Origin of the sequence: Streptomyces yangpuensis (genome assembly GCF_001005295.1) — a bacterium.
GTDB lineage: Bacteria > Actinomycetota > Actinomycetes > Streptomycetales > Streptomycetaceae > Streptomyces > Streptomyces yangpuensis.
This window is the reverse complement of record NZ_LBMK01000002.1, coordinates 1,386,404-1,411,354: the sequence shown is the minus strand read 5'-3', so window position 1 is coordinate 1,411,354 and position 24,951 is coordinate 1,386,404. Positions and strand designations below refer to the sequence as shown.

The following is a 24,951-nucleotide window of genomic DNA, read 5'->3' as shown; positions in this document are numbered from 1 at the left end:
TTTCTCTCTGCACCGACGTCTGCGGTGGCTGCCTCAGCGTTCCGGAGCGCCACCCGGCTCCGGGGGTTCCAGGGCCTCGCGGGTGCCGAGCCGGCGGAAGACCTCGTACGCCTCCTGTTCGCACTCTCGGGCCGTGCCGGTCCCGCCCTGGGCCCGTGCGGCACGGGCCAGGTCCCGCAGGGTGCGGGCACGCCACAGCGGCAGCTGCAGCTTGTCCCACAGCCCGAGGGACTGTCGCAGGGTCTCGGTCGCCGCCTCCCACTCGGACGCGGCGAGATGCCACTCGCCGAGGGTGCGCAGGACGAGGGCCTCGCCGAACATGTCCTGACGCTTGCGGGTGATCTCCAGGCACCGGCCGAGCCGCTGCCGGGGCTCGGTCATCCGGCCCTGCCGGAACTCGGCCTTGGCCAGCGACAGGCTCGCGTACATGACGCCGTAGGCGTCGTCCGTCTCCTCGAAGATCGCGAGGGACTCCCGCAGCAGGGCCTCCGCACCGGCCATGTCACCCCGCGCCCGGTGGCACAGGCCCAGTGAGCGCAGCGCGAGCGCCTCACCGTGCCGGTCCCGGGCGGTGACGTACAGGCGGTGGGCGTCGGAGAGCGCCTCCCACGCCTCGTCGTCGCGGCCCTGCTCCCGGTGGATGTATCCGATGCCGTACAGCACATGGGCCATGGACGAGATGTCCTCCGGCTCCCGGTACTGTTCGAGCGCCGAGGTCAGCAGGGGCAGCGCCTCGTCGAAGCGGGCCTGTTCGCGGCGGGCGGCGCCCATGCCGGCCCGCGCGCCCGCGCAGCCGGTGCGTACGGACCGCTCCTCGAACAGGCGCAGCGCGCGGGCGAAGAACGCGTAGGCCTCGTCGAAGCGGTCCTGCTCCAGGCGGAGTTGGCCCAGGCCGTTCAGCAGCCAGGCCTCGCCCTCGACGTCCCCGCCCCGGCGTACCGCCGCCAGGGCCGCGTCGTGGGAACGGGACCAGGCGTCGAACTGGTTGTAGAGGGCCGCGGAGGCGGCCATGAGGGTGGCGGCGAGTTCGCGGGCGGCGTCGAACATTCCGTGGTCCGCGCAGTGGATGACGGCGGCCAGCAGGCACGGCTGCTCGGCGGCGAACCACGCGGCCGGCTCGTCCGTCAGGTGGGCCGGTACGTCCGCCGGCGGGACCGGCTCGCCCGATGTCCGTGCCGGCCCGCCCGAGGCCTTTGCCGGCCCGTCCGTGGCGGGGACGGGGAGGAGCCGTGACGCGCCGCCCGGGCCGTGGGCGGCCGCGATGCGGGCCATGGTCAGCCAGCGGCCGACCAGTCTGCGCACCGCCGTCTCCCGGTCCTCCCGGGGCTCGTCGGACAGGCAGCGCTCCCGGGCGTACTCGCGCGCCAGGTCGTGGATCCGGTAGCGCGTTCTGCCCGTCTCGTCGGTGCCCACGACCTCCACGAAGTGGCAGTCCACGAGTTGTTCGACCGCGTCCTCCGCGTCGTCCTCGCTCACCTCCAGGAGCGGCCCGGCGACCCACGCGGCGAAGTCGGGCAGATCCATCAGGGCCAGACGGCGCAGGGCGCGCTGCTCCTGCTCGTCCAGGTCCGCATAGCCCATGCCGAGGCTCGCGCGCACCTCCAGGTCGCCGGCCTGCAGCTCGTCCAGCCGACGGTGCTCGTCCCCCAGGCGCGACACGAGCCGCGCCGGTGTCCAGTGGGGCCGGGCGGCGAGACGGGCACCGGCGATCCGGACGGCGAGCGGCAGCCGGCCGCACAGCGCGACGATCTCGGCGGCCCGGTCGGGATCCAGCGCGGGCCGCGTCGGACCGGCCACGCGGGCCAGCAGGTCGAGCGCCTCCGTTTCGGACGGCACCCCCAGATCGAGGTGGGCGGCGCCCTCCAGCGCGACGAGCCGGCGGCGGGCGGTGATCAGCACGGCCGAGCCGCCGCCCGGCGGGAGCAGCGGGCGCAGCAGGGCCTCGCTGACAGCGTTGTCGAGGACGAGCAGGACCCGGCGGCGCGCGATGTGCGTGCGGTACAGCCCGAGGAGGTCCTCGTCGCGCGCCGGGGTCTGCGGGTCGACCCCGAGGGCACGCAGCAGTCTGGCCAGGGCGTCCACGGTCCGTACCGGCTCGGAGTCCGAGGCGCGCAGGTCCACGAAGAGCTGTCCGTCGGGGAAGAGCGCGGCGGTGCGATGGCCCACGTGGACGGCCAGGGCGGTCTTGCCGGTGCCCGACCGGCCGGAGATCACCCCGATGGGCGGCGCGGTGCGCAGCGGGTTGCGCACGTTCTCCAGCAGGGCGGTCGCCCAGGCCGTCTGTTCGGTGCGGCCTATGAAGTCGGATGCGTCGGGCGGGAGTTGGGTGGGAACCGGATGACCGGCGCCGTCGTGGGGCCGCTCGGCACGGCGGGTTGCCGGGGTGTCCTCGTCCGGGCGCGGGGCAGCCGCGGCCGGTGCGGGCTGGGGTCTCTTCCCGGCGGGCGCGGGCCTTCGGGCGGCCGGCGCTCCCAGCACCGTGGTGTCCGTCCGGAGCAGGGCCTCGTGCAGCGCGCGCAGTTCCGGGCCGGGGTCCGCGCCCAGTTCCGTACGGAGCAGCCGGCGCCCCTCGTCGTAGCAGCGCAACGCGTCGGGCATCCGGCCGGTGCGGAACAGGGCGGTCATCAGCAGGCCGCGCGGGCGCTCCCTGAGCGGGTGGGCGGCGACATGGGCGACGAGTTCGGAGACGAGATCCGTACGGCGGTCCAGGTCAAGTTCGGCGGAGAAGCGGAACTCCTGCGCCTCCAGGCGGAGTTCCGTCAGCCGCAGGGCCTCCACCCGGGCGAAGGACTGGCCGAGCCCTTCCAGTGCGTCCCGGCCGCGCCACAGCCGCGACGCCGCCTGCAGGGTCTCGACGGCCTCCTCGGCCCGCCCTTCGACGGCCGCCCTCCGGCCGGCCGCGAACGCCTTCTCGAAACGACGGACATCCACGGCGGCGGGCGGGAACTCGGCGACGTAACCCGGGGTGCGGGTACGGATGGCCTCCGCGCCCTCCGTACCGGCCAGGGCCCGGCGCAGCCCGGAGACGTGCGAGGCGACGAGCGCCCGCGCGGTGGCGGGCGGCTCCTCCTCCCAGACCAGATCGACCAGCCGCTCGGCGGACAGCACCTCTCCGAGATGGACGACGAGGGCCGCGAGGATCGCGGTCGGCTTGGCACCCTTCAGCGCGATCCGGTGTCCCCCGCTCAACACCTCGACCGGACCCAGAAGGCAAACGTCCACCGCGTCCCCCGATTTCACGTTCCGCATCCGGGGACAACGCGTCGGCCCCCATTGAGGTGTACGTCCGGCACCGGGCCTCCGGTTTCACGGATGCCAGATGTGGCGCAGGGGTGACCGAAACCCGTCCGGTCCGGCGATGCGGGTGGCCCGTTCCCGGCGGTGCAGGCGGTGCAGGGGTCCTGCAGAGGATCTGCATCGATCCTGCACCGTCCGCCTCGACGCTGTGAGCGTGACGGACATCATCCTGCTCTCGGACCCCCGGGTCGCCGCCACGCGTGTCACCGAGAACGGTGAACCCCTGGTCGACGCCCGGGGGGTCGCCGCACTACGGGTCGACAGGCGGCAGACCGACCACGACGGCTCGTATGCACATCTGCGGGCGGACGTGCTGCGCCGGCTCCTGCTCGCACAGGAGGCACTGCCCGCGGGTATCCGCCTGCTGGTGGTGGAGGGCTTCCGGCCGCCCGCGCTGCAGCGCCGCTACTTCGACGAGTACGCAGCGACGCTGCGCACGGCGCATCCGGACGCCGGACCGGACCGGATCCGCGAGCTGGCCAGCGCGTACATCTCGCCCCCGGAGGTCGCCCCGCACGTCAGCGGCGGTGCGGTGGATCTGACGCTGTGCACCGCCGACGGTGCCGAACTGCCGCTCGGCACGGAGGTCAACGCCACCCCCGAGGAGAGCGAGGGGGGCTGCCGCACCGCCGCGCCCAACGTCGGCGCCGAAGCCCGGGCCAACCGTGCGGCGATGGGCCGGGCCATGACCGCCGCCGGGTTCGTCAACTACCCGACCGAGTGGTGGCACTGGTCGTACGGGGACCGGTACTGGGCGCTCCTGACCGATGCGCCGGCGGCCAAGTACGGTCCCGCCTCCCTGAGCCCAACGACAGCCTGAGACAGCCGGACCCCGGGGGAACACCGTGGAGAACACCTGCATCACGACGCCGAGCACGAGCACGAGCACGGGCACGGGCACGGGCACGACGGCATTCACCGACCACATGACCGCCGCCGAGTTCGACGAGGCGTTCACCGCCGTGATGCCGAGGCTGCGGCGCCGGCTGCTGGCCCTGACCGGCAATCCGCACGACGCCGACGACCTGCTGCAGGAGACGTACCTGAGACTCTCCCGCCGGGCACGTGCCCAGACCCTGACGCGCCAGCAGCAGCCGTACGCCTACACCTGCGCGGCGGCGCTGAACCTGCTGCGCGACCTGTGGCGGCACCCCTCGCGCCAGGAGCGGTGCACCGACCGGCTGCCGGAACACGGCTGGGACGGCGGCTTCGCCGGGAGGGAGGCCGAGGCGGTGACGGCCGCGCTGCTGCGCGGGCTGTCCCCCAAGGAGGCGGCGGCCGTGATCCTGGTCGACATCGAGGGCCTGACCCACGACATGGCGGGGGAACGGCTCGGCGCGCACCGCGGCACCGTGCAGCGCAACCGTATGCGCGGCCTCGCCAAGATCCGCGCCGCGCTCGCCGCATAGGAGCGGCCGGCCACCGGCCACCGGCCACCGAAGACCCGTACAGCACCTGCGCACATCGCACCGACCACCCGAGGGGGAACCATGCACCGCGCCAACCGCACACTCGCGACGGCGGGAGGGCTGCTGCTCGCCACCGCATTGACCTGTACCGGGACGGCGATGGCCGCCTCGGCGCCGGTCTCCTCGGCGGCCGTGGCCGCCGCCGACTGCCGTCCCCTGGCGAACGCGCCGGCCCAGGCGCAGGCGATCGTCAACGCCGCGTGCTCACAGATCGGGGTGCCGTACTCATGGGGCGGCGGTTCCATCCACGGGCCGACGTACGGTCAGGACTATCCCGGTGGCGGCCCCGGCGCCCACGACAGCCGGGTGAAGGGCTTCGACTGCTCGCACCTGGTGCAGTACGCGGCCTGGCAGGGAGCGGGCATCGCCCTGCCCGAGGGGACGTGGAACCAGGCCCGGTGGAGCGGCGCCACCGCCCGGTTCACGCCCTCCCAGGGGACCGCCCCGCTGCAGCCGGGCGATCTGCTGCTGTGGGGGTCGGACCCGGCCAACCTCGGCAGCGTCCACCACATCGCCGTCTATCTCGGCAACGGCAGGATGGTCGAGGCCCGGGAGTCCGGGACGCTCGTGATGGTCAGCGACGTACGGCTGAACTCCCAGTACGCGGGCGCCCTGCGCATCGCCGGCAGCGAGCAGCCGCCCACGAACACCAAGCGGTTCATGACCTGGGGCACCCAGGTGGGCCTGCGTCCCGACCCCGGCACCCAGCGGCCTCCCGTGGGCCGGCTGCCCGGCCCCACGGCCGTGGACGTGCTCTGCCAGGTGCACGGGGAGCGGGTCACCGCCGAGGGCTACACCAACGACGCCTGGTCGTACCTGCCCAAGTACAAGGCGTGGATCTCGAACATCTACATCGACGACGCGGCGGCCTGGCTGCCCGGGGTTCCCAACTGCTGACCCACCGCGTCCCCCGCACCGTTCACACCCTTCACGCCTTTCACATCGCTCACAGAGGAGACTCCGCCATGCGCACACTCAAGCGCACCAAGTCCATCGGCCTGCTCGTCGCCACGGTCACCGCGGCCGGACTGGTTCCGCTCGCCGCCGGCCAGGCCGCCGCGTCCCCGCCCGCCAAGGCCGCCGGCTACGCCGGTTCCTGCCCGACGGCCGGCACGGTGACGCAGGGGTGGCACTCCGGCCACGACGGCGTCGACATCGCCAACAACCGCGGTACGCCGATCCACTCCACCGGGCCCGGCACCGTCATCGTCTCCGGCACCGCCAGCGGCTACGGACAGTGGATCCGCATCAGGCACGACGACGGCACCGTCACCGAGTACGGCCACATGTACGAGCGTCTCGTCTCCGTGAACCAGCGGGTGAGCAGCGGTCAGCTGATCGCGCGCATGGGCTCCGAGGGCCAGTCCACCGGTCCGCACCTGCACTTCGAGGCGCACTCCTCCACGGCCAGCACCCGGGGCATGGACCCCGTCGCCTATCTGGCCGAGCGCGGTGTGAGCCTGCCGTGCACGCCGGGCAGCGGAACGCCCGGCACGAACTTCACCACCTGGGGCACGTCGGTCCGGGTGCGCGCCGACGCCCGGCTCGGCGCGGCGGTCGTGCGCACGCTGACCGGCCCGACGCCGGTGTACGTGCAGTGCCAGAAGCGCGGCGACTCCGTCACCGCCGAGGGGTACACCAACGACGCCTGGTCCTACATCCCGGCGCTCGGCGGTTACGTCTCCAACATCTACATCGACCACCCCGCCGCCTGGCTGCCGGGCGTCGGTACATGCTGACCGTCGCTCCACGTCGCCCTCCGTTGGCGTGCTCAGGGTGGAGCGCCAGGTCAAGGGCGGTCGTGCGACGTAAGGCGACCCCTGGCACACCTGGTGGGCCAAGACTCCGGCAGTGGGCATGGCCCGGTCCGCGTACATGAGCGAGATCTTCCTCGTCGGAGGCGGCAACGACGAGCCGGACTCGGGGCTGCCGACCTGCTGAACGACGGCCCGCACCGACCGGATGCCCCCGGGACCACGCCGGTCCCGGGGGCATCCGGCGCCCCACCGCCACCTCCCCTTTCCACCGATCCCGAGGACGACCACGATGACTTTGAGCAGCGCACGGAGCGGGGTGCGGGCGGGTGTGCTGACCGCCGCCCTCGCCGCGCTCCTGTGCACCACCGCGAACGCCCAGCCCGTCGCCTCCGCCGCGGCTCGTCCGGCGGCGGTTCAAGCCGAAGTGCCCGCCGGGGTGACGGCCGGTGTCGCGGTCTTCGACCGCCGTACCGGCACCTTCACCGAACAGCTGAACGCCTCCACGCAGTTCAGGTCCGCGTCGGTGGTGAAGCTGCTGATCGCCCTGGACGTGCTCTGGAACCGCAGCCCCGATGCCCTGTCGGCCGCCGACCGGGCCCGGATCGACACCATGCTGCGCGGCAGCGACGACGCGGCCGCGAGCACCTTCTGGTCGAACAACGGCTCGGGGGCGATCGTCGACCGGATGGTCACCCGGCTCGGCCTGACGGACACCGCCCGGCCGCCGTCCACGCACCCCGGCTACTGGGGCTACACGGCTCTCTCGGCCCGTGACACCGTGAAGATCTACCGCCATCTGCTGGACTCCGCCCCGGCGGCGACACGCGACTACCTCCTCGGCGGCCTGCGGCAGTCCACGCGCTGCGCCACCGACGGATACGACCAGCACTTCGGCATCGCCGGATCCTTCAACCGCCCCTGGGCCGTCAAGCAGGGCTGGTCGGGCTTCAGTTCGGGCGGCTGCACAGCAGCGAACACTGCGGCCGCGAAGGACACCGGAGCCGCCGGGGCCGCCGGGGCCGCCGGGGAACAGGTGGTGGCGGATGCCCGGACGCCGGCGGGCGCCGATGCCGTGGACCTCTCCCGTCCGGCACTGCACACGACGGGTCTGGTGGGCGAGGGCGACCGGTCCGTCGTGGCGGTCTTCACCCTGCACCCCGGCGGAACGTCCTACGGCAAGGCCTACACGGACATCGGGCGGCTGACCCGTTCGCTGAACGTCCCCGGCGCCACCCGCCCCGCCGGCACGTGGGTCGGCACCTGGGGCAGCGGGGTCCGGGTCCGCACCCAGGCGACGACCACGTCCGGCGCGATCACCACGCTGCCCGCCGGGGTCGAGGTCCTGGTCGGCTGCCAGAAGCGCGGGCAGCAGGTCAGCCAACCGCCCTACGTCAACGACTGGTGGGCCCACCTGCCGCAGTACGGCGGCTACATGACCAACATCTATCTCAGCGTGCCGGAGAACCAGGTGCCGGGCGTGCCGGTCTGCTGACCGCAGACCCTCTGCCCCCCCTGACCGCCTGATCGGCGAGGGTCGAGGCCCGGCGCGGCATCACCGCGCCAGCGCCGCGGGGGTCGGGCCGTCCGGGCGGACCGTGATGCCGTAGGCGGCCCCGGCCGGGACGCTGTGGAAGTGCGGGACGAAGGCGGGCAGCAGGAGTTCGAGGAGGGCGGTCGACTCCCGGAGGGCGAACTGCAGGCCCAGGCAGGCACGGGGGCCCAGGCCGAAGGGGGCGTAGCTGCCCGGTCGGGTGGGCCGCCGTCCCGGGGTCAGGAAGCGGTCCGGGTCGAAGTGGGCGGGGTCCTCCCAGGTCCCCGGGTCCCGGTGGGTGAGGTAGGGGCAGACCAGGACGTCGGTGCCGGCCTCGATCGCGTAGCCGGTGAGGACGTCGTCGGCGGCGGCGTGGCGGGGCAGGATCCAGGCGGACGGGTAGAAGCGCAGGGTTTCGTGGACGAGGGCCTGCACCGCCGCGCGCCGTTCGGGGGAGCCGTCCGGGCCGGCGGCGAGGGCCCGTTCCCGCGCGTGCGGGTGACGGTCGAGCAGGAGGTGGAGCCAGGTCAGTGTGACCGCGGTGGTCTCGTGCCCGGCGACCAGCAGGGTCACGAGCTCGTCGCGGATCAGCCGGTCGGTGTACTCGGGGGTGGTTTCGGCCGCCTCCAGCAGGACGTGCAGCAGACCGGGGCCGTCAGGTCCCGCCCCGGCGGAGCGGGCGGCGGCGATGGCGCGGCCCGACAGGGCGTCGATCCGGGCCAGTTCACCGGCGACGGCCCCCCGCGCGGCGACGCCGTCGGCAGGCAGGCCGGGCAGCGCGGCCACCACGGCCGGCACGGCGGCCAGTTCCTCCTCCGTGCCGGGGTCCAGGGGATGCCCGGTCAGGGACCGCCAGATGACGTCCAGGGCGAAGCGGCGCATCTCCTCGCCGACGTCGAGGACCTGTCCGTCGCGGGCGTACGCGGCCCAGCGCGCCGCGGTGGTCCGGGCGGCCTCGGTGATCCGCCGTTCCCAGCGGCGCATGCCGTGCCCCGTGAACTGGGGCTGGAGCAGCCGCCGTTGGCGTTGCCAGGCAGCGCCGGTCGCGGCCAGGACCCCGTCGCCGATCAGCAGCCGGGCGCGGTGCGAGCGCTTGACGTACAGGTCGGGCCGTCGTGCGAGGACGTGCTGGACGGCTTCGGGGGCGGTGACCAGGACGGTGGGGTGCGAGCCGAGCCGGAGGGCGGCGACGCCGCCGAGCCGCGCGTGTGCCTGGGCGAACAGGTCGATGAGCTCGCCCTCCCCGGCCTGCCAGTCCCGTACGAGGGCGGGGTCCAGCTCGGGGACGGGCCGGGCCGACCGGGGCGGGATCGGGAGGGGGCCGGGGCGGGCGTGGGTGGCCACGGGTCTGCTCCTGTTCGGCGGCTGTTGCGTCGTCACGGACCGGTGTCGGCATCACGCACTGTAGGGGAGCCGATGCGCCGGGCGACAGCCCGCCTCCGGCTCCGCGCGCGGAGCCGGAGGCGGGCCGACGGTCAGGAGCGGGGCGTGTCCGCGCGCTGCCAGACGGAGAGTCCGTGGGCGGCGAGGGTCTCCGGGAGGCCGGCCAGGGAAGGCAGTTGCTCGATGTGGTGGACCCCCGGCGGCACGGAGCCGGTGAGCAGTTCCCGGGTGACGTACGAGGCGACCAGCGCGGTGACCCGGCTCTGCTCCCGTCCGGTGACGGCGCAAGCGGCGTGGAGGTCGCCGCGTCGGGCGTCGGCCCGGACCGCGAAGCCGTCGCCGCCGAGGTGGACGCGGCTGAAGGCGGCCGTCAGGGTCCGCCGCACGGCGGGCCGGCGGGCGGCCGCCCGCAGCCCGAACAGGGCGGCGGTCAGCGGCTTGGAGTCCAGGCACAGCCGGGTGGTCACCCGCTCCACGCCGAGCGTGACGGGCAGCGTGTGCTGGTCGGAGAAGGGGAACGGGTGCGCGGTGCGCAGGCCGTGGCCGGGCAGGGTGGTCCGCAGCGGAGCCCCGGGCGGCTCTTCGGCCAGGCCCTCGACCGTCCAGCGCACGGCGTCGGCGCCGTGCCGCTCGCCGGCGCCCAGCAGCACCGTGAGGTCGATGTGCTCGGCGCCGCCCACGGCCTCGTGTGCCCGGCGGGCGAGGAGGTTGGTCAGGCCCGGGGCGACGCCCACGCTGAGGACGGCCGTGGCCCCGGAGCCGGCCGCCAGGTCGTGCAGGTCCGCCACCCCGTCGAGCAGCCGTCTGGTGGCACCGATGTCGACGAGGTGCACGCCGCGTTCCAGACAGACGCGTGCGACGCGGGTGTCGGGCGGTTCCACACACAGCACGACGGCCGCGATGTCGCCCAGTTCCGCAAGCGTGCGCCGGAAGGCGTCCGGATCGGCCACGTCGGCGCGCACCCCGCCGAGCCTGCGTGCCCGGGCCTCGTCGCGTCCGGCGACGACGACCCGTCCGGGGAACCATCCGCCGAGTGCGGAAACCACCGTCGCGCCGACGGCGCCGTACCCGCCGACGACCAGGATCCTGTCCGGTTTCGATTGCATGTGTGCCGTACCCCCATCGGAATGAACGGTTGCGGAAGGAACACGCGGTACGGGCCAGGACCGGGCCGGGGCGCTCGTGCGCGCCCCGGCCCGGTCGGCCGCGGAGGGTCAGCTCTTGCCGAGGAGCTTGTTCATCTGGGCGATCTCCGCCGTCTGGGAGGTGATGATCGCCTCGGCCATGGTCTTGGCGGCGGGGAAGGCGCCCTGCGCCTGTTCCGTCTTCGCCATCGCCACCGCGCCTTCGTGGTGCTCGATCATCAGCTCCATGAAGGCGGTGTCGAACGCCGCGCCCGAGGCGTTCTTCAGCTTGTCCATCTGCTCCGCGGTCATCATCCCGGCCATGCCGTGCGCGGAGTGGTCCATGGCGCCCTCGGCGGGCACCTGCTCGCCCCACGAGGCCAGCCACCCGGACATGGTCCTGATCTCCGGGTCCTGTGCCTTCCTGATGTCCTCGGCGAGCTTCTTCACCTCCGCCGACCGGGCGCGGGAGGGGGCCAGATCGGCCATCTCCACGGCCTGGCGGTGGTGGGGGATCATCCCCTTGGCGAAGGCGGCGTCCGCCGCGTTGCGCTGCCCCTGGCCGGCCGGGGCCGAGGCCGGGGCGGACGGGGAAGCCGGGGCGGACGGGGCGGCGTGGCCGTCGTGCTCGCTCGCGGTGCCGCCGCCACCGCAGGCGGCGAGCACGAGGGCGGCCGCGCCCGCAGAGACGACGACGGCGGCGCGACGGAAGAGGGAACGCGTGCTGGTCATGATGATGCTGCTCCTTGATCCGCGGCCCGTTTCCGGGCGTGCGGGAAGAACGGATGGAGAGGGGGCCCGGAGCACGGCCGGCCGCCCGGCGGGTGCCGGGTGGGACGGGCCGTGCGGGCGGCTCTAGATCCGCAGCAGCTGTAGTTCGGCCAGATCGGGGGGAGCGCGGGCGCCGACCGCGGCGACCGGTTCGGCGGCGTCCGCCGGGGACACCGCCGGGAGGCCGCCGAGCGCCTCCGCGAGTGCGGGGGGCGCGTACGACGAGGCGATTCCGGTGGCGGCGCAGGTGGCGTCCGCGTGCTCGGAGTGGCCCGAGCCGCCGGCGGGGTGCGAGCAGTCCTCGCCCGGCTGCCCGGCGGCGGGAGCGCCGTGGTGCCCGGCCGTCGCGTGGTGGGCGCCCGCGGGCACGGCGGCACGGGCGGGGGCCGGACCGAGGGCGTGCATGCCGAGAATCCCGGCCAGCACCGCCAGGACCAACACCAGCAGCGACGCACCGCGCGCCGAGGGGCGCCGGTGCGTCGGGCGGCAGGTGTGGTCGATCACGGGATCATCGTACGGCCCTCCGCGCGCCGACGGGTCCTTGCTTCTTTCGAGCCGTTCCGTGGCGCGGCCCGCCGTCGCCGGCGAAGCGGTGGCCTGGATCACGGCGTGGCCGCGGCTCGGTCGTCCACCGGGGCGCCGCGGCTCCGGAGGAGCCGGAGTCCGCCGGTGCTGCTCTGGCGGGCTCTGCTCCTGATCGGTCGGCTCGACGCGCACGGGGTGCACGGAGCGCGGCGGCGCGCACCACACCGCTGCCGCCCTCCTCCGCCGATGCCGCGACGGCGCCTGCGCCTGCGCCCACCGCCGATATCTGTCGCGGCGGGGCGAGGATTTAGCGGTCCACGCGTAGAGGGTTTTTGGTGCGGCGGCCAGGGTGAATTGATTTCACGTACACGGCCCGCTACGGCGTGCTATCGTCGATCTCGGTTGCAGTTGTGGTTCCCGTATTTCACATTTCCGGGTTGATTTCCGGCCGGGGCATCATCGCGGCGACACGGCGTCCGTCCGCTGCGGATGCCGATGTACTGCCCCAAAGGAGATTTGACATGGCATCCGGTACCGTTAAGTGGTTCAATGCGGCAAAGGGTTTCGGCTTCATCGAGCAGGATGGTGGCGGCGCAGACGTGTTCGCCCACTTCTCGAACATCGCCGCACAAGGCTTCCGTGAGCTGACCGAAGGCCAGAAGGTCACCTTCGACGTCGCGCAGGGCCAGAAGGGCCCGACGGCCGAGAACATCGTTCCCGCCTGACACTCACGCACCATTTGTAGCTGGGGCCCGCATCCCTCGGGGTGCGGGCCCCAGCTGCGGACATTCGTCCGCAGTGGTTCACCTGCCCTCGCATCTGCCCGAGGGCAGCTCAATCCGTGCCTGCCCGACGCGAATTCTCTGCGTCCCAGGCTCGATCTCGCATTCCATTCGGTCCGTTCTTGCGATTCCCTGCGATGTCCTTCCGCGGCGGAAATTCCTTGATGCGTGCCGTATCAAGGAAGGTTCTGAATGAACCCCACACGCACCAACAACCGTTCATCCCGCAACCGAAGCCGCACCGGCGGCACAGGTTTCGCGTATGCCACCGGCTCGGGCCGGGGCGGTCGCTCCGGTTCGTCCGCCCCGAGCCGTTCGGGCGGCCCCGGCCGGCGGTCCGCCCCGGTGCAGGGTGAGTTCGCCCTGCCGAAGACGATCACTCCCGCACTGCCGCCCGTCGAGGAGTTCGCGCACCTCGACATGCCCGCCGAGCTCCTCGCCGCGCTCACCGCTCAGGGGGTCTGCGTCCCGTTCCCGATCCAGGGCGCGACCCTCCCCAACACACTGGCGGGCCGTGACGTCCTGGGCCGCGGCCGCACCGGCTCCGGCAAGACGCTGGCCTTCGGCCTCGCACTGCTGGCCGGCACCGCCGGGCAGCGCGCCGAGCCCCGCCGGCCGCTGGCCCTGGTCCTGGTCCCGACCCGTGAGCTCGCCCAGCAGGTCAGCGACGCCCTCGCCCCGTACGCCCGTGCGGTCAGGCTGCGTATGGCGACCGTCGTCGGCGGCATGCCGATCGGCAGGCAGGCGAGTGCGCTGCGGGGCGGCGCCGAGGTCGTCGTCGCCACCCCCGGCCGGCTCAAGGACCTCATCGACCGTGGCGACTGCGGGCTGAACCAGGTCGCGATCACCGTCCTGGACGAGGCCGACCAGATGGCCGACATGGGCTTCATGCCCCAGGTCACCGCCCTCCTGGACCAGGTCCGCCCCGAAGGCCAGCGGATGCTCTTCTCCGCCACCCTCGACCGCAATGTCGACCTGCTGGTCCGCCGCTACCTCTCCGACCCCGTGGTGCACTCCGTGGACCCCTCCCAGGGCGCGGTCACGACGATGGAACACCACGTCCTGCACGTCCACGGCGCCGACAAGCACCGGATGACGACGGAGATCGCGGCACGCGACGGCCGGGTGATCATGTTCCTGGACACCAAGCACGCCGTGGACCGCCTCACCCAGGACCTCCTCGGCAGCGGAGTACGCGCGGCCGGGCTGCACGGCGGCAAGTCGCAGCCCCAGCGCACCCGCACCCTGGCCCATTTCAAGGCGGGGCACGTCACCGTCCTGGTCGCCACCAACGTCGCCGCCCGCGGCATCCACGTCGACAACCTCGACCTCGTCGTCAACGTGGACCCGCCGACCGACCACAAGGACTACCTCCACCGCGGCGGCCGCACCGCCCGCGCGGGGGAGTCCGGCAGCGTCGTCACCCTCGTCACCCCGAACCAGCGCCGTGACATGACCCGACTCATGGCCGCTGCCGGCATCACCCCGCGGACCACCCAGGTCCGCTCCGGTGAGGCGGCGCTGAGCAGGATCACCGGAGCCCAGACCCCCTCCGGTGTCCCCGTGGTCATCACCGCCCCGGCGTCCGACCGGCCCAGGCGCGGCACCGCCTCCCGCGGCCGGCGCGGCTCCGGTTCGGCCGCCCGGCGCGTGGGCGGTCGCCGGAGCCCCAGCGGCGCGGCGGCCTGACCCCACGTGATCCGCACACTGACCCATCTCTGCAGGAGGCACCTATTGACGCTGGTCCAGATGCAACCCCGCGCGGCCGTCGCCGATTCCGGGCACCGGACGGCGGACGATGCCCCGGAGACCGCCTCCCCCCAGGTCTCCGACGACATGACGGTGGAAGTGGCCCTGTCCGTCATGGCCAGCGCCCGTGCACGACATCTGCTGGTCTGCGACGACGACGGCCTGTGCACCGGCCTGGTGACCCCGGCCCAGCTCGCCGCCGTCCGTGACGGTGACGCGTACACGGACCGGGTCCGGCTCCGCGACGTCCTCGGTGACCACGCGCCGGCCACCTCCCCCGTGGCGATGACGGCCGGGGCCGGGACGCGCCACCGCCGACGTGACGCCCTCCCCGTCGCCGACGGACAGAAGGGTGCTCCGGGCGTCCTCGCCCTCGCACGCTGACCGCCTCCTTTCCCCTGCGGCACGACCGTCCCCTCCTTCTCCCCGTGAGGTCCCATGCGCTGCGTCATCGCCCGTTTCCCGTTCGATCTCACCAAGAGCGGTGTCCTGGAATCGATGAAGGGCATCAAACCCGAGCCGGTCCTCGGCGCGTCCGTAACCGTCGGCCGCCGCACCTACCCCGTCAAGCAGGTCGGCCAGGTCATCACCCGCCAGGACCGCCGCGACTTCAGCGCCGGCGAAGTCGTCCGCGCGATGACCCAGCTCGGGTTCACCTGCCACGCCGTTCCCCGGGCCGCCGCGCCCGCTCGCCTCCTCACCCCCCTGCAGCAGGCATCCGCGATGCTCGGCTGAGGGACGCCGACCGCCCGGACTTCCCGCGCCGCCAGGGCTGACCTCCCGCGAGGTACGGGGCCGGCGCGCCACCGAGCCGTCCTGGGCGGCCTGAACCACCAGATCGAGCACCACCTCTTCCCGAGCATGCGAGCCCGCACCGGGCCGGACGCACCTTCCTGCCGCTTCTCCGCGGCGGCGGCCACGCCCGTCCTGCCGTGGCCGTCCCCGGCTGGCCGGCCTTCCCCGGCGCGGGCGGCCCCGGGTCACCCCGGGTGCCGGCCGGCCGGCGGGAGGGCGGCCAGCAGCTCCCGGGCCAGGCGCAGATGGCGGTGGCCCGGCTCCAGCAGGGCGCGGGCGTCGCCGAGGGTCCGGGTCAGCAGGGAGCTGGCCTCCTCGGTACGGGCCGAGGAGGCCAGCGCCCGGGCCCATTCCAGCCGGGCGTAGATCGTGTGCGGGTGGTCGGGGCCCATGACCCGGGTGCGGTCGGCCACCAGCGACTCCCAGGCCGTCACCGCCTCGGCGGTCCGGCCCGCCCGGGCCGCGAAGGCGGCGCGGCTGCTGCGGACGGCGAGGGTGTGCGGGTCGTCGGGGCCGAGGCAGCGTTCCGCGTCGGCCTGCAGTTCGGCCAACTGCGCCTCGGTGCCGGCGGGTGCACCGGCCCGGTACCAGATCAGGCTGCGCCGGGTGGCCAGTACCTGGGGGTCGTCCGGGCCCTGCACCCGCAGCCGGTCGGCGAGCAGCCGGGCCAGCTGCCTGGCGGCTTCGGCCGGGGCGCCCGACTCGCCGGTGAAGTAGGCCAGTTCGTGTCGGGCGGCCAGGGTGTCGGGGTGGTCGGCACCGAGGACGGTCGCCGCGTCGGCGGCCAGGGCGGCGAACCGGCCGGCCGCGGCGTGCGGGTTGCCGGCCTCCCCGGTGAAGAAGGCCAGCTGGTGGCGGGCGGCGAGGGTGTCGGGATGGCCGGGACCCAGCCGGTCCTGGCGCCGCCGGACGATCCCGGCGAGGTCGGCGGCGGCCCGGCGCGGCCGCCCGGCGTCGCCGATCGTGATGGCCAGCAGGAAGTCCGCGCCGGGGACGCCGCCGAGCCGGGCCCGGGACAGCGCCTCGGCGGCCCGCCTCGGCCGCCCCACCTGGTGGGCCAGCAGGCCCATGTCATACGCCTCGGCCGGTGTCACCCGGCCGACGAGCCCCTGCCACAGGTGCTCCGGTACGGGGGCCAGGCCCGGCGCGTCGAGGAGGTAGTCGAAGGCCGTATAGCCCTGGGTGTAGTTGCCGACGAGCAGGCCGCTGGTGGCGTAGACCGCCGTGCAGGCCCAGGTCATCGCCTCGTCGAAGGGTTCCGGCTGGAGGTCGCCGCCGCCGCGCTCCATTAGGTACGGTCGGTGCAGTTCGCGCAGCCGGTCCCGGCTGACCGGGCTGCGCAGTCCGGCCCGTCGGCAGTCCACGGCGGCCGCGACCACGGCCGCGCCACGCGGATTGGCGCCGGGGGTCCAGGCGTTGTGCCAGGAGGCGAGCAACTCAGGCCCGGCCGCGAGGACTTCCGCGATGCCGAAGCGCTCACCCGCCCGTAACGCCGCGACGATCCGCGGGTCCTGCACGTGGGCGGCGGCCCGCCGGCGCTCCCCGGCCGACCAGTGCCGGGCCAGCCGTACCACCTCCGCCATCCGGAGCACGTCCCGCTGGGTGCGCCAGGCGTCCCGGTCGGAGCCCGTCAGCCGGCTCTCCTCGCGGGCGTCGAAACGCCGGTACTCCTGGGTGCGCATGGTCGCGAGGACCACCCGGCGCCCGGGCGCGGGGCCCGACAGGGCGGCCAGCATGGCGGTCGTGAGCCCTCCCGCGCCGAGGAACTCCTCCAGGTCGTCCAGCCACAGCACGGCCCGCCGCCGGGTGCCGGCCACGCGCAGCGCCTGCGGGAGCGCGGCCCGGCCCAGCGGGCGGACGAAGGCATGACGGGGGAAGAGCGTGCGGGCCGTCTCGTACGCCAGCCGGGACTTGCCGGCGGTGGACTCCCCCACCAGCAGGACGAACCCGGCCCGGCCGAGGGCCTCGCGCAGCCGGGGCTCCACGTCGCGGGGGATGTAGGCGGGAGGCGCGCCGGGGGTCCGGCCGCCGTCCGCGGGGTGTCCGTCCGCGAGGTGTCCGTCCGCGGAATGGGCGCCGGCCGACTCGGGGCGGTCGACCTGCCGCAGTGTGGGGATCCGGCCCGCCGCCGTGCGCAGCAGGGCGGCTGCTCCGGCCGGGGCGGCGTCCCCGTCTCCTGCCGCACCGCGCTGCGGTCGCAGCCGCTCGGCGACCAGCCCGGAGAACGTGGTGACGGCGGCGCCGATTCCCGTGGCCCACGCCCCGCTGGTCCACAGCGAGGCCAGGGCCAGGGCCGCGGCGCCCAGGCCGACGGCCCCGACGTAGGCCGGCCAGCCGCGCACGCGGCTGTTCTCCCGTACGAGCAACACCGGCATGCCGCCCCCCACACACGTCCGTGGCCGGCCCCCATTTTCACCCGTGCGGGTGAATTCGGAAGCCGGCGCGGCATGGTGGTGGTCCCGCCTGACCGGATGTCAGCGGTGAGGCGGGGTCACGGTACGGCGGTCCGGTCGGCCTTCATCAGCCTTCCTTGACCAGCACGGTGATGTTCCGGTTGACGATGAGGACCCGTTCGACCTCGTCACCGACCTCGAACTCGCCCTCCACATCCGTGGGTGTGATGACCTGGGCGACGGTGCCGCTCGGCGCGACTTCGACCAGATCCAGGTGGAGTTCGTCGGGGACGAGCGGTGGGGACGCCGGCGCCAGCTTGAGTTCGAAGCCGGGGGTCCGGCACTGGCAGGTGCCCTTCACCGTGACCGTGCGCCTGCCCTTGCCGTACCGGTGGGCCGTGGCGGTGAAGTCCTGAGCACCGGCTTCGCAGGCGAATCCGTTCTCGTATCCAGACATGTCTGCTCCCGTCGTCCGTTCGCTGCTTGGCTGATCACGCGTGGAGGCCGCTCACACACGGCTGCCGATCACACGCGGATCCAGTCTCGGCGCGGTCGGTGCGGGCCGCAATCAGGGGTGGTTCGGGCGGGTGGCGTGGCCAGGTGTTCGAACTTGTCGGTGTCGTCACCGGTCCTGCTGCCGAAGAGCTCGCGGCGTTTGCCGCCCGGGATCGCGGTCAGAAGCCCCCTTGTACGACGCATCTCCACCCCGATCTCCAGGGAGTGATCAGCCGTGTCCGACAAGGAGAAGAGCCAGGCCAAGGCCGAACAGATCAAGGGCAAGGTCAAGGAGACCGCCGGTCGCACGGTGGGCAACGAACGCCTGACCGCCGAGGGTCGCGCCGAGAAGACCAAGGGCAACGCCCGGCAGGCCAAGGAGAAGATCAAGGACACCTTCAAGGGCTGACCCGCCGACCGGTTCTCGCCGGAACGCACAGCGGCCGCCGACCGGGACCGGTCGGCGGCCGAAGGCGTGTCCCTCGGCGGCCGAAGGCGTGTCCCTCGGCGGCCGAAGGCGTGTGCCTCGGCGGCCGAAGGCAGGTCCTGGCGGGCCCGCGGCGCCTCACGGCAGCCGCAGCGGGGTACGCAGGGCGCTGTCGCCGCGGGTCCATGCGCTGCGGATGTGCGTCGCCAGCCGGTCCTCCAGCAGGACGGTCGCCGCGCAGCCGAAGGCGACGTCCGCCTCCAGGTGCGGTTCGTCGGCCAGCAGGCCTCCGATCACCTCGTGGCGTACGACCTGTTCGTGGACGGCGTCGGCCTCCACGTGCTCGGTGTAGAAGCGTTCCGCGGCCGGGCCCGCCCCGCAGCGCCGCATGGCCCGGGCCATGCGGCGGGAGCCGGGTGAGGAGGTGACCTCGACGCACGCGAAGTGCCCGACGAGCGCGCCACGCAGCGCCCGGTGCAGGCCGAACAGGGACATCAGGTTCACGGTGGCCAGCAGGGGCGCGGGCGCCCGGTCCAGGTACCGGCCGTACGCGGGGTCCAGCCGGAGGTCGGCCATGAGTGCGGCGAAGAGCCGCGCGTGGACGCGGTCGGCGCGGCCGGCGCCGAACTCGTCGTACTCGATGGCGACCATCGCGGCCTTGGCACGGCCGGTCAGCCGGGGGATGACCCAGGCGTGCGGGTCGGCCTCCTTGAGGTGGTAGAGGGAGCGCAGGGCCGCGTACTCGCGCAACTGCCAGAGTTCGCCCTCGGTTTCCAGGTGGTGGCTGAGGCTGTCCGAGAGGTCGACGGGCTCGACGAGGAGCGGGGCGAAGGCGTCCTCGACCGAGCGGGGGCCGTCGGCCAGTTCGGTGCGCAGGGCGTGCAGGAACCGGGCTTCCATCGCCTGGCGCAGCCGCAGCAGGTCGGGGTCCCATTCCCGTTCGTCGTCGACGCCGTCGAAGCCCGCGTAGTGCAGTTCGTAGAGCAGGTAGAGGGCGAGGTGCAGGTCCTCGCCCCAGGGGTCGGCCCGCAGCACGGCACCGGGGGCGCAGGCGGGGGCGGTGTCCGAGCGCAGGGCCCGGGTCACGGCCCGGGACAGCTCGCCGCGCGCCTCGACCAGGCCGGGTCCGGCCGCCGCAGCAGTCTCCGTAGCCGCAGACGTCGCCGTAGCCGTAGCCGTAGCCGTAGCCGTAGCCGTAGCCGTAGCCGTAGCCGTAGCCGTCGGGATGTTCCGGTCGTGGCCTGTCATCGCGGGTTCCCGTCCTCGGTCGGCGGCACGGCTCGTCCCCTGGGCCGGTGGCTGGTGTCGCACCACGGGTAGGTGCGGCTGCGACGGCAGGTGCACACCGCGACGACGAAGCGGTCGGACCGCACGACGGTCCCGTCGTCGAGGACGACCTCGACCGGGCCCTCGACGAGTACGGGGCCCCGGGGGTCCACGGACACCCGCCGGGCGGGGGTCGCGGCGCTGTCAGACGGACACGGCACGGATGATCACCAGCTCTTCCCACTCCTCGTGCGGGGACGCCAGCGCCCGCCGCTCCAGCCAAGCGCGCCGCCCGCGCAGGACGGGACCCCACGGCACGGCGGTCCGCGCCGTGATCCCGGCGGTCAGGCCGGCCCCGGACAGCCGGTCCACCGTCTCCTGGGCCCCGCACATCCCCGAATGCACCATGAGCAGGGAGCCGCCGGCCCGTAGCAGCGCCGGGGCCCTGGCGCAGATCCGGTCGATGACGGCCCGGCCGTCGGGGCCGGCGTCCCAGGCCCGCTCCGGCCCGTGCGCCGGCGGGCCGTCCCCGGGGGCGGGGACGTACGGCGGGTTCGCGAAGACGAGGTCGAAGCGTCGTCCGGCGGTGCGCATGGCGAAGTCGCCGTGCAGGAGGCGCAGGGGCAGGCGCCGGCGCAGGGCGTTCAGCCGGGCCGTGAGCACGGCGGTCCAGGAGACGTCGACCGCCGTGACCCGGGCGCCGCGCTCCGCGGCGTGCAGGGCGAGCGCACCGGTGCCCGTGCCGATCTCCAGCACGTCCCTGCCGGGTCCCAGGTCCTCGTGGTCGAGGGCCTCGGCGAGGAAGCGGGTGTCCGACTGTGGCCGGTACACACCCGGGAGGGCGATCAGGCCCGGAGCCGGTGGGCCCGGGAGCAGTGCCGTAGGGGACACCATGTGCCTCCGTATTCGGGTGGGGTCCGCGGGGCCGATGCGCGGCGGGTGACGGCAGTGGGCGCCTGCCCGCCGCGCGGCACCCCATCCGGAGTCGAGGTGATTTTCGGAGGAAACGACAGGAATCAGGCGGCTTCCCGTCAAACCTGTCCGTGTCGGCCGTGGGCCGGGCTCGATCTCAGCCGAGGGCCAGCACGACCGGGCCGCCCGCGTGGTCGACGCGGGCGGTCCAGTGGGGCGGGAGCCTCAGGGAGCGCGACGGGGACGCCGGGACCGGGAACCGGCGCCGCCACAGGGTCCGGCCGTCCTGGGCGGCTGTCACCACGGGGGCGGTGACCGCTTCCGCGGAGCGCAGCAGCAGCGGCCGCCGGGCGATGCCGGTGATCCGGTGGGGCGTCACCCACAGGAGTGGGGCCCGGACGTGCAGGGGAGGGCCGGCCTCGGGCCAGGGCGCGCCGGCGAGGTGGGCGAGTACGGAGGCCGCCGCGGCCTCTCCCTCCCCGACGGCGGTGGCCGCGCTCTCGATGCCGTGGAGGGCGTTGCCCACGGCGAAGACGCCCGGGGCCGCCGTGCGGAAGGCGGCATCCACGCAGGGGCCCCGGGTGCCGGGGTCCAGGGGGATGCCGCCGCGGCGGGCCAGTTCGTGGTCGGGGATCCAGTCGCCGGTGAAGACCACCGTGTCGCAGGCGAGGAGGCCCGTACGGCCGTCCCGGTGGCGGACGGCCACGCCCGTCAGCCGGCCGCGGCCGTGCAGTTCGCCGACCGTGGTCGCCGTGAGCACCGGGATCCCCGGCACGGCGGCGGCGCGCGGCTGCTCGGTGACCATCGCCACCACGTCCGTGCCCGCCTGCCGGAGTGTGGCCGCGGCGTGGCGGGCGACGGGCTCGGCGCCGACCACCACGGCCCGTCGGCCGATGGGCAGGCCGTATTCGTGGACCGAGCGGAACAGCTCCCCGGTGGTCAGCACTCCGGGCGGACGTGAACCGGGGACGAGCCGGGCGCTGCGCGGGCGTTCGCGGGCGCCGGTGGCGAGGACGACGGCCCGGGCCGTGATCCGTTCCAGGCCCGCCGGGCTCGTGGTCTCCAGGCGGAGCGGTCCGGCCCAGCCGGTGGCGGTGACACCGGTGCGGACGGCGGCTCCGGCGGCGGCCGCCGCCCGCGCCCACCGTCGTGCGTACGCGGGGCCCCGCAGCCAGGGCAGCGGGGCCCGGCCGAAGCCTCCGTGGTGGAGGTGGCGCGGCATCCCGCCCGGTTCCGGTTCGCGTTCGAGGACCTCGACCCGGCCGGCGCCGGCCCGGGCGAGCCGGGCGGCCAGGGCCAGTCCGGCGGGGCCGGCGCCGACGACGAGGACGTCTGCGTGCGCGTCGGTGCGGTTCACGGGCGTCATGGGCGGGCCTCCTCGAACAGGGCGCGGACGGCGGCACCGCAGTGGAAGCCCTGGCAGCGGCCGCCGCGGGCGCGGGTGCGCCGCCGCAGGCCGTCCGGCGAGGCGGGCGGTACGGTCGCGGCGAGCGCGTCGCGGATCTCGCCGCGGGTGACGCGCTCGCAGTGGCAGACGATCCGGCCGTACTCCGGGTCCGCCGCGATCATCGCCGCGTCGCGGTACGGGCGGGGGAAGGCCTCGCCGAGGTTCGGCATCCGCACCGGTTCCGGGTCGCGGGCGCCGGTCAGGGGCAGACCGGCTTCGGCGAGCAGCCCGACCACGTGTGCGGCGATCGCCATCGAGGCGGTCAGGCCGGTGGAACGGATCCCGCCCACGGTCACGTAGCGCTGGGCGGGATGCGCACGGACGGCGTAGTCGTCCTGCCCGGTGGCGGCCCGCAGCCCGGCGTACACGGCGGTGACCTCCTCGTCGAGGAGGGCGGGGAGGATCCGCCGGCCCTTCTCCCGCAGCAGGGCGAGCCCGTCGGCGGTCGAGCCGGTGGCCGTCCTGTCGTCCAGGTCCTCGGCGGTCGGCCCGAGCATGACGTTCCCGTACACGGTCGGCGTGACCAGCACGCCCTTGCCGCGGGCGTCGGGCACGGGCAGCAGGATGTGGCGGACGAGGCCGCGGGCGAGTTCGTCGAAGACGATCAGCTGGCCGCGCCGGGGGGTGACGGTGAAGTCCGTGTGGCCGAGGAACCGGTCGATCTCGTCGGCGTACAGGCCGGCCGCGTTGACCAGGTGCCGGGTGCGCAGCGGGCCCCGGCCGGTGGCGAGGGTGTGCGGTTCGCCCGGGGCGACCGACCGTACGGGGCAGTTGAGGTGCAGGTCGACGCCGGCCCGCACGGCCTGGGTCGCGTAGGCGAGGGTGGTCGTCCAGGGGCAGATGAGGGACTCGTCCGGTACGTCGAGCGCGCCCAGTACTCCGGGCCCCAGTTCCGGTTCGCGGGCCCGTACCTCGTGGGCGGGAAGGATCCGGGCGGAGCGGTAGCCGTTGCGCACGGCCTTGTCGGCGAGTCCGGGCAGGGCCGCGAGCTGTTCCTCGTTCCAGGCGACGAGCAGGGCTCCGACCGGTTCCACCGGGATGCCGGTGTCGGCCGCGTACGCGGCGAGCAGCCGTTGCCCGTCGCGGACGAGCCGGGACTCCAGGGAGCCCGGCACGGCGTCGAAACCGGTGTGCAGGATGGCGGTGTTGGCCTTCGAGGTGCCGTTGCCGACGTCGTCGCAGGCGTCGATCAGGGCGATCCGCAGGGGAAGGCGGGACAGTTCCCGGGCGATGGCCGAGCCCACCACACCGGCGCCGACGACCGTCACGTCGTACGGGGCGCCGCCGGGCAGCGGGCCCCGCCGGGTCAGTGTCATGCCGGTCCGTCGAGCAGGGCGGACACCGCCGTCCGGAACCGTGCGCGGCGCTCGGCGGCGTGTCCGGCCCGGGCCTTGGGCTCGTAGACGGCGGACGGCTTCCACTCGGGGACGGCCTCGTGCACGGTGAGGGAGGGGTCGAGGCCGAGCCGGGCGACGGTGGCGACGCCGAGGGCGGTGGCGTCCGGGAGGGCGGACACCTCGACGGGGATCTGCAGCAGGTCGGCCTGGGCCTGCATGAGCAGGGCGGAGCGGGTGAGGCCGCCGTCGACGCGCAGGGCGGCCAAGGGTGTGCCGAGGTCGGTGGCGACGGCGTCGGCGAGCTCGGCGACCTGGGCGGCTATGCCGTCGCACAGCGCCCGTACGAGGTGCCCGGCGCTGGTGTCGAGGCCGAGGCCGGTGACCGAGCCGCGCAGGTCGCCGCGCCACCATGGGGCGGCGAGGCCGGCGAGCGCGGGGACGAAGGTGACGCCGCCGGCGTCGGGGGCGGTCCCGCCCACGGTGTCGAGGTCGTGGGCGCCGGAGATCACACCGAGGTCGGTGAGCCAGCGGACGGCGGACGCGGCGGTGTAGACCTGGCCGTCGAGGCAGTAGCTGGTCCGGCCGGCGAGCCGCCAGGCGACGCAGCCGACGAGTCCGGAGGTGCTGCGGCGGGGGCGCGGTCCGCTCTGCGCGAGAAGGAACGCCCCGGTGCCATAGGTGCACTTGGCGGTGCCGGGTTCGGTGACGCGCTGGGCGAGCAGGGCGGCCTGCTGGTCGACGAGCAGCCCGGTCAGCGGCAGCGGGGGTCCGAAGGCGGTGGTGGTGCCGACGCGGGTGTCCGCGTCGACGATGTCGGGCAGGGCTTCGCCGGTGAGGCCGAAGGCGTCCAGGGCTTCCGGTGACCAGGCGACGGTGTCGAGGTCGAGCAGCTGGGTGCGGCCGGCGGTCGCCGCGTCGGTGACGAAGGCGCCGGTGAGCCGGTGCACCAGCCATGCGTCGCTGGTCGTCACGACGCCGCGGCGGGTGAGGTGACGGCGTATCCAGGCCATCTTCGGCGCGGCGAAATACGGGTCGAGGGGCAGTCCCGTCCGGTCCTGCAACGACGCCGCGTGCGGGGCCAGTTCGGTGCAGATCGGTTCGGCGCGGCGGTCCTGCCAGACGATCGCGTCGGTCAGCGGCTCACCGCTCGCCGGATCCCAGGCGAGGACGGTCTCGCCCTGGTTGGCCAGGCCCACCGCGGCGACCGGTTCGCCGGCCGCCGCGAGGGCGGCGCGTCCCGCGTCGACGACCGAACGCAGCAGCTCGCCGGGGTCCACCTCCACGCGGCCGCCCGGCAGGTACCGGGGCCGTACGGGGGCGGAGGCGGAGCCGATGACCCCTCGTACGGGGCAGACGACGAGGGCCTTGGTACCCGAGGTGCCCTGGTCCACAGCGAGCACCGGGCCCGTCATCACCACTCCGTCCCTGGTGTCGGCATGCGCGATCGTCTGCCGGAAGACTTCACCAGCGGACGCCGCCCCGTCAAGATCC

At 74.4% G+C, this 24,951-nt stretch carries 23 protein-coding genes; 10 read left to right on the top strand and 13 right to left on the bottom strand.

Annotated features, from left to right (window positions below):
- Positions 1-33: 33 nt before the first annotated feature.
- A complete protein-coding gene (locus AAT21_RS11590; protein ID WP_235438828.1) occupies positions 34-3,192 on the bottom strand; it encodes an AfsR/SARP family transcriptional regulator in 3,159 nt (1,052 codons plus the stop codon).
- A 259-nt stretch (positions 3,193-3,451) separates the two neighbouring features.
- On the opposite strand from AAT21_RS11590, the gene AAT21_RS11585 reads away from it, so the two are divergent.
- The 5 genes from AAT21_RS11585 to AAT21_RS11565 all read left to right on the top strand — a co-directional run bounded on the left by AAT21_RS11585 (position 3,452) and on the right by AAT21_RS11565 (position 8,015).
- Entirely contained in the window at positions 3,452-4,117 is a 666-nt protein-coding gene (locus AAT21_RS11585) for a M15 family metallopeptidase (protein WP_046777265.1), read from the top strand.
- Positions 4,118-4,223: 106 nt separating this feature from the next.
- Positions 4,224-4,706: an RNA polymerase sigma factor gene (locus tag AAT21_RS11580; RefSeq protein WP_046777264.1), complete on the top strand. Its 483-nt coding sequence runs from the start codon at positions 4,224-4,226 to the stop codon at positions 4,704-4,706.
- Between the two features lie 81 nt (positions 4,707-4,787).
- A complete protein-coding gene (locus tag AAT21_RS11575) occupies positions 4,788-5,663 on the top strand; it encodes a C40 family peptidase (protein ID WP_046776549.1) in 876 nt (291 codons plus the stop codon).
- A 68-nt stretch (positions 5,664-5,731) separates the two neighbouring features.
- The gene (locus AAT21_RS11570; protein ID WP_046776548.1) at positions 5,732-6,505 is read left to right on the top strand and encodes a M23 family metallopeptidase; all 774 of its coding nucleotides are present in this window, start codon (positions 5,732-5,734) and stop codon (positions 6,503-6,505) included.
- Positions 6,506-6,812: 307 nt separating this feature from the next.
- Positions 6,813-8,015, top strand: a complete 1,203-nt coding sequence (locus AAT21_RS11565; RefSeq protein WP_046776547.1) for a hypothetical protein — start codon at positions 6,813-6,815, stop codon at positions 8,013-8,015.
- 60 nt (positions 8,016-8,075) lie between these two features.
- Here the strand turns inward: AAT21_RS11565 and AAT21_RS11560 are convergent, their stop codons facing one another.
- The 4 genes from AAT21_RS11560 to AAT21_RS11545 all read right to left on the bottom strand — a co-directional run bounded on the left by AAT21_RS11560 (position 8,076) and on the right by AAT21_RS11545 (position 11,836).
- Entirely contained in the window at positions 8,076-9,398 is a 1,323-nt protein-coding gene (locus AAT21_RS11560; protein WP_046776546.1) for a cytochrome P450, read from the bottom strand.
- A 131-nt stretch (positions 9,399-9,529) separates the two neighbouring features.
- Positions 9,530-10,543: a saccharopine dehydrogenase family protein gene (locus AAT21_RS11555; protein WP_235438744.1), complete on the bottom strand. Its 1,014-nt coding sequence runs from the start codon at positions 10,541-10,543 to the stop codon at positions 9,530-9,532.
- Between the two features lie 108 nt (positions 10,544-10,651).
- Positions 10,652-11,293: a DUF305 domain-containing protein gene (locus tag AAT21_RS11550; RefSeq protein ID WP_046776545.1), complete on the bottom strand. Its 642-nt coding sequence runs from the start codon at positions 11,291-11,293 to the stop codon at positions 10,652-10,654.
- A 123-nt stretch (positions 11,294-11,416) separates the two neighbouring features.
- Positions 11,417-11,836: a DUF6153 family protein gene (locus AAT21_RS11545; RefSeq protein WP_327152730.1), complete on the bottom strand. Its 420-nt coding sequence runs from the start codon at positions 11,834-11,836 to the stop codon at positions 11,417-11,419.
- 542 nt (positions 11,837-12,378) lie between these two features.
- On the opposite strand from AAT21_RS11545, the gene AAT21_RS11540 reads away from it, so the two are divergent.
- The 4 genes from AAT21_RS11540 to AAT21_RS11525 all read left to right on the top strand — a co-directional run bounded on the left by AAT21_RS11540 (position 12,379) and on the right by AAT21_RS11525 (position 15,123).
- Positions 12,379-12,582 (top strand): cold-shock protein, encoded by a 204-nt coding sequence (locus AAT21_RS11540; RefSeq protein ID WP_046776544.1) that lies wholly within the window; start codon positions 12,379-12,381, stop codon positions 12,580-12,582.
- 249 nt (positions 12,583-12,831) lie between these two features.
- Positions 12,832-14,328, top strand: coding sequence for a DEAD/DEAH box helicase (locus tag AAT21_RS11535; protein ID WP_046776543.1), 1,497 nt, complete (start codon positions 12,832-12,834; stop codon positions 14,326-14,328).
- A 45-nt stretch (positions 14,329-14,373) separates the two neighbouring features.
- Complete coding sequence (locus tag AAT21_RS11530) at positions 14,374-14,772, top strand: CBS domain-containing protein (RefSeq protein ID WP_046776542.1); 399 nt, start codon at positions 14,374-14,376, stop codon at positions 14,770-14,772.
- Between the two features lie 54 nt (positions 14,773-14,826).
- The gene (locus AAT21_RS11525) at positions 14,827-15,123 is read left to right on the top strand and encodes an SCO5918 family protein (protein ID WP_046776541.1); all 297 of its coding nucleotides are present in this window, start codon (positions 14,827-14,829) and stop codon (positions 15,121-15,123) included.
- Between the two features lie 245 nt (positions 15,124-15,368).
- Here AAT21_RS11525 and AAT21_RS34400 read toward each other — a convergent pair whose 3' ends face one another.
- Both AAT21_RS34400 and AAT21_RS11510 read right to left on the bottom strand, forming a co-directional pair.
- On the bottom strand, positions 15,369-17,558 hold the full coding sequence (locus AAT21_RS34400; RefSeq protein ID WP_052757712.1) for a tetratricopeptide repeat protein: 2,190 nt from the start codon (positions 17,556-17,558) through the stop codon (positions 15,369-15,371).
- 145 nt (positions 17,559-17,703) lie between these two features.
- On the bottom strand, positions 17,704-18,033 hold the full coding sequence (locus tag AAT21_RS11510) for a hypothetical protein (RefSeq protein ID WP_046776540.1): 330 nt from the start codon (positions 18,031-18,033) through the stop codon (positions 17,704-17,706).
- A 273-nt stretch (positions 18,034-18,306) separates the two neighbouring features.
- Here AAT21_RS11510 and AAT21_RS35345 point away from each other — a divergent pair, with 273 nt between their 5' ends.
- Positions 18,307-18,480 (top strand): CsbD family protein, encoded by a 174-nt coding sequence (locus AAT21_RS35345; RefSeq protein WP_079025565.1) that lies wholly within the window; start codon positions 18,307-18,309, stop codon positions 18,478-18,480.
- Between the two features lie 156 nt (positions 18,481-18,636).
- Here AAT21_RS35345 and AAT21_RS11505 read toward each other — a convergent pair whose 3' ends face one another.
- The 6 genes from AAT21_RS11505 to AAT21_RS11480 form a co-directional block, all read right to left on the bottom strand.
- Entirely contained in the window at positions 18,637-19,584 is a 948-nt protein-coding gene (locus AAT21_RS11505) for an iron-containing redox enzyme family protein (RefSeq protein WP_235438743.1), read from the bottom strand.
- 158 nt (positions 19,585-19,742) lie between these two features.
- Entirely contained in the window at positions 19,743-19,937 is a 195-nt protein-coding gene (locus AAT21_RS11500) for a CDGSH iron-sulfur domain-containing protein (RefSeq protein ID WP_235438742.1), read from the bottom strand.
- A gap of 31 nt (positions 19,938-19,968) precedes the next feature.
- On the bottom strand, positions 19,969-20,658 hold the full coding sequence (locus AAT21_RS11495; protein WP_046776538.1) for a HemK2/MTQ2 family protein methyltransferase: 690 nt from the start codon (positions 20,656-20,658) through the stop codon (positions 19,969-19,971).
- Positions 20,659-20,833: 175 nt separating this feature from the next.
- Positions 20,834-22,042: an NAD(P)/FAD-dependent oxidoreductase gene (locus AAT21_RS11490; RefSeq protein WP_046776537.1), complete on the bottom strand. Its 1,209-nt coding sequence runs from the start codon at positions 22,040-22,042 to the stop codon at positions 20,834-20,836.
- On the bottom strand, positions 22,039-23,439 hold the full coding sequence (locus AAT21_RS11485; protein WP_046776536.1) for an FAD-dependent oxidoreductase: 1,401 nt from the start codon (positions 23,437-23,439) through the stop codon (positions 22,039-22,041). Before AAT21_RS11485 ends, AAT21_RS11490 begins: the two co-directional genes overlap by 4 nt.
- Entirely contained in the window at positions 23,436-24,872 is a 1,437-nt protein-coding gene (locus tag AAT21_RS11480; RefSeq protein ID WP_046776535.1) for an FGGY family carbohydrate kinase, read from the bottom strand. Before AAT21_RS11480 ends, AAT21_RS11485 begins: the two co-directional genes overlap by 4 nt.
- Positions 24,873-24,951 lie beyond the last annotated feature (79 nt).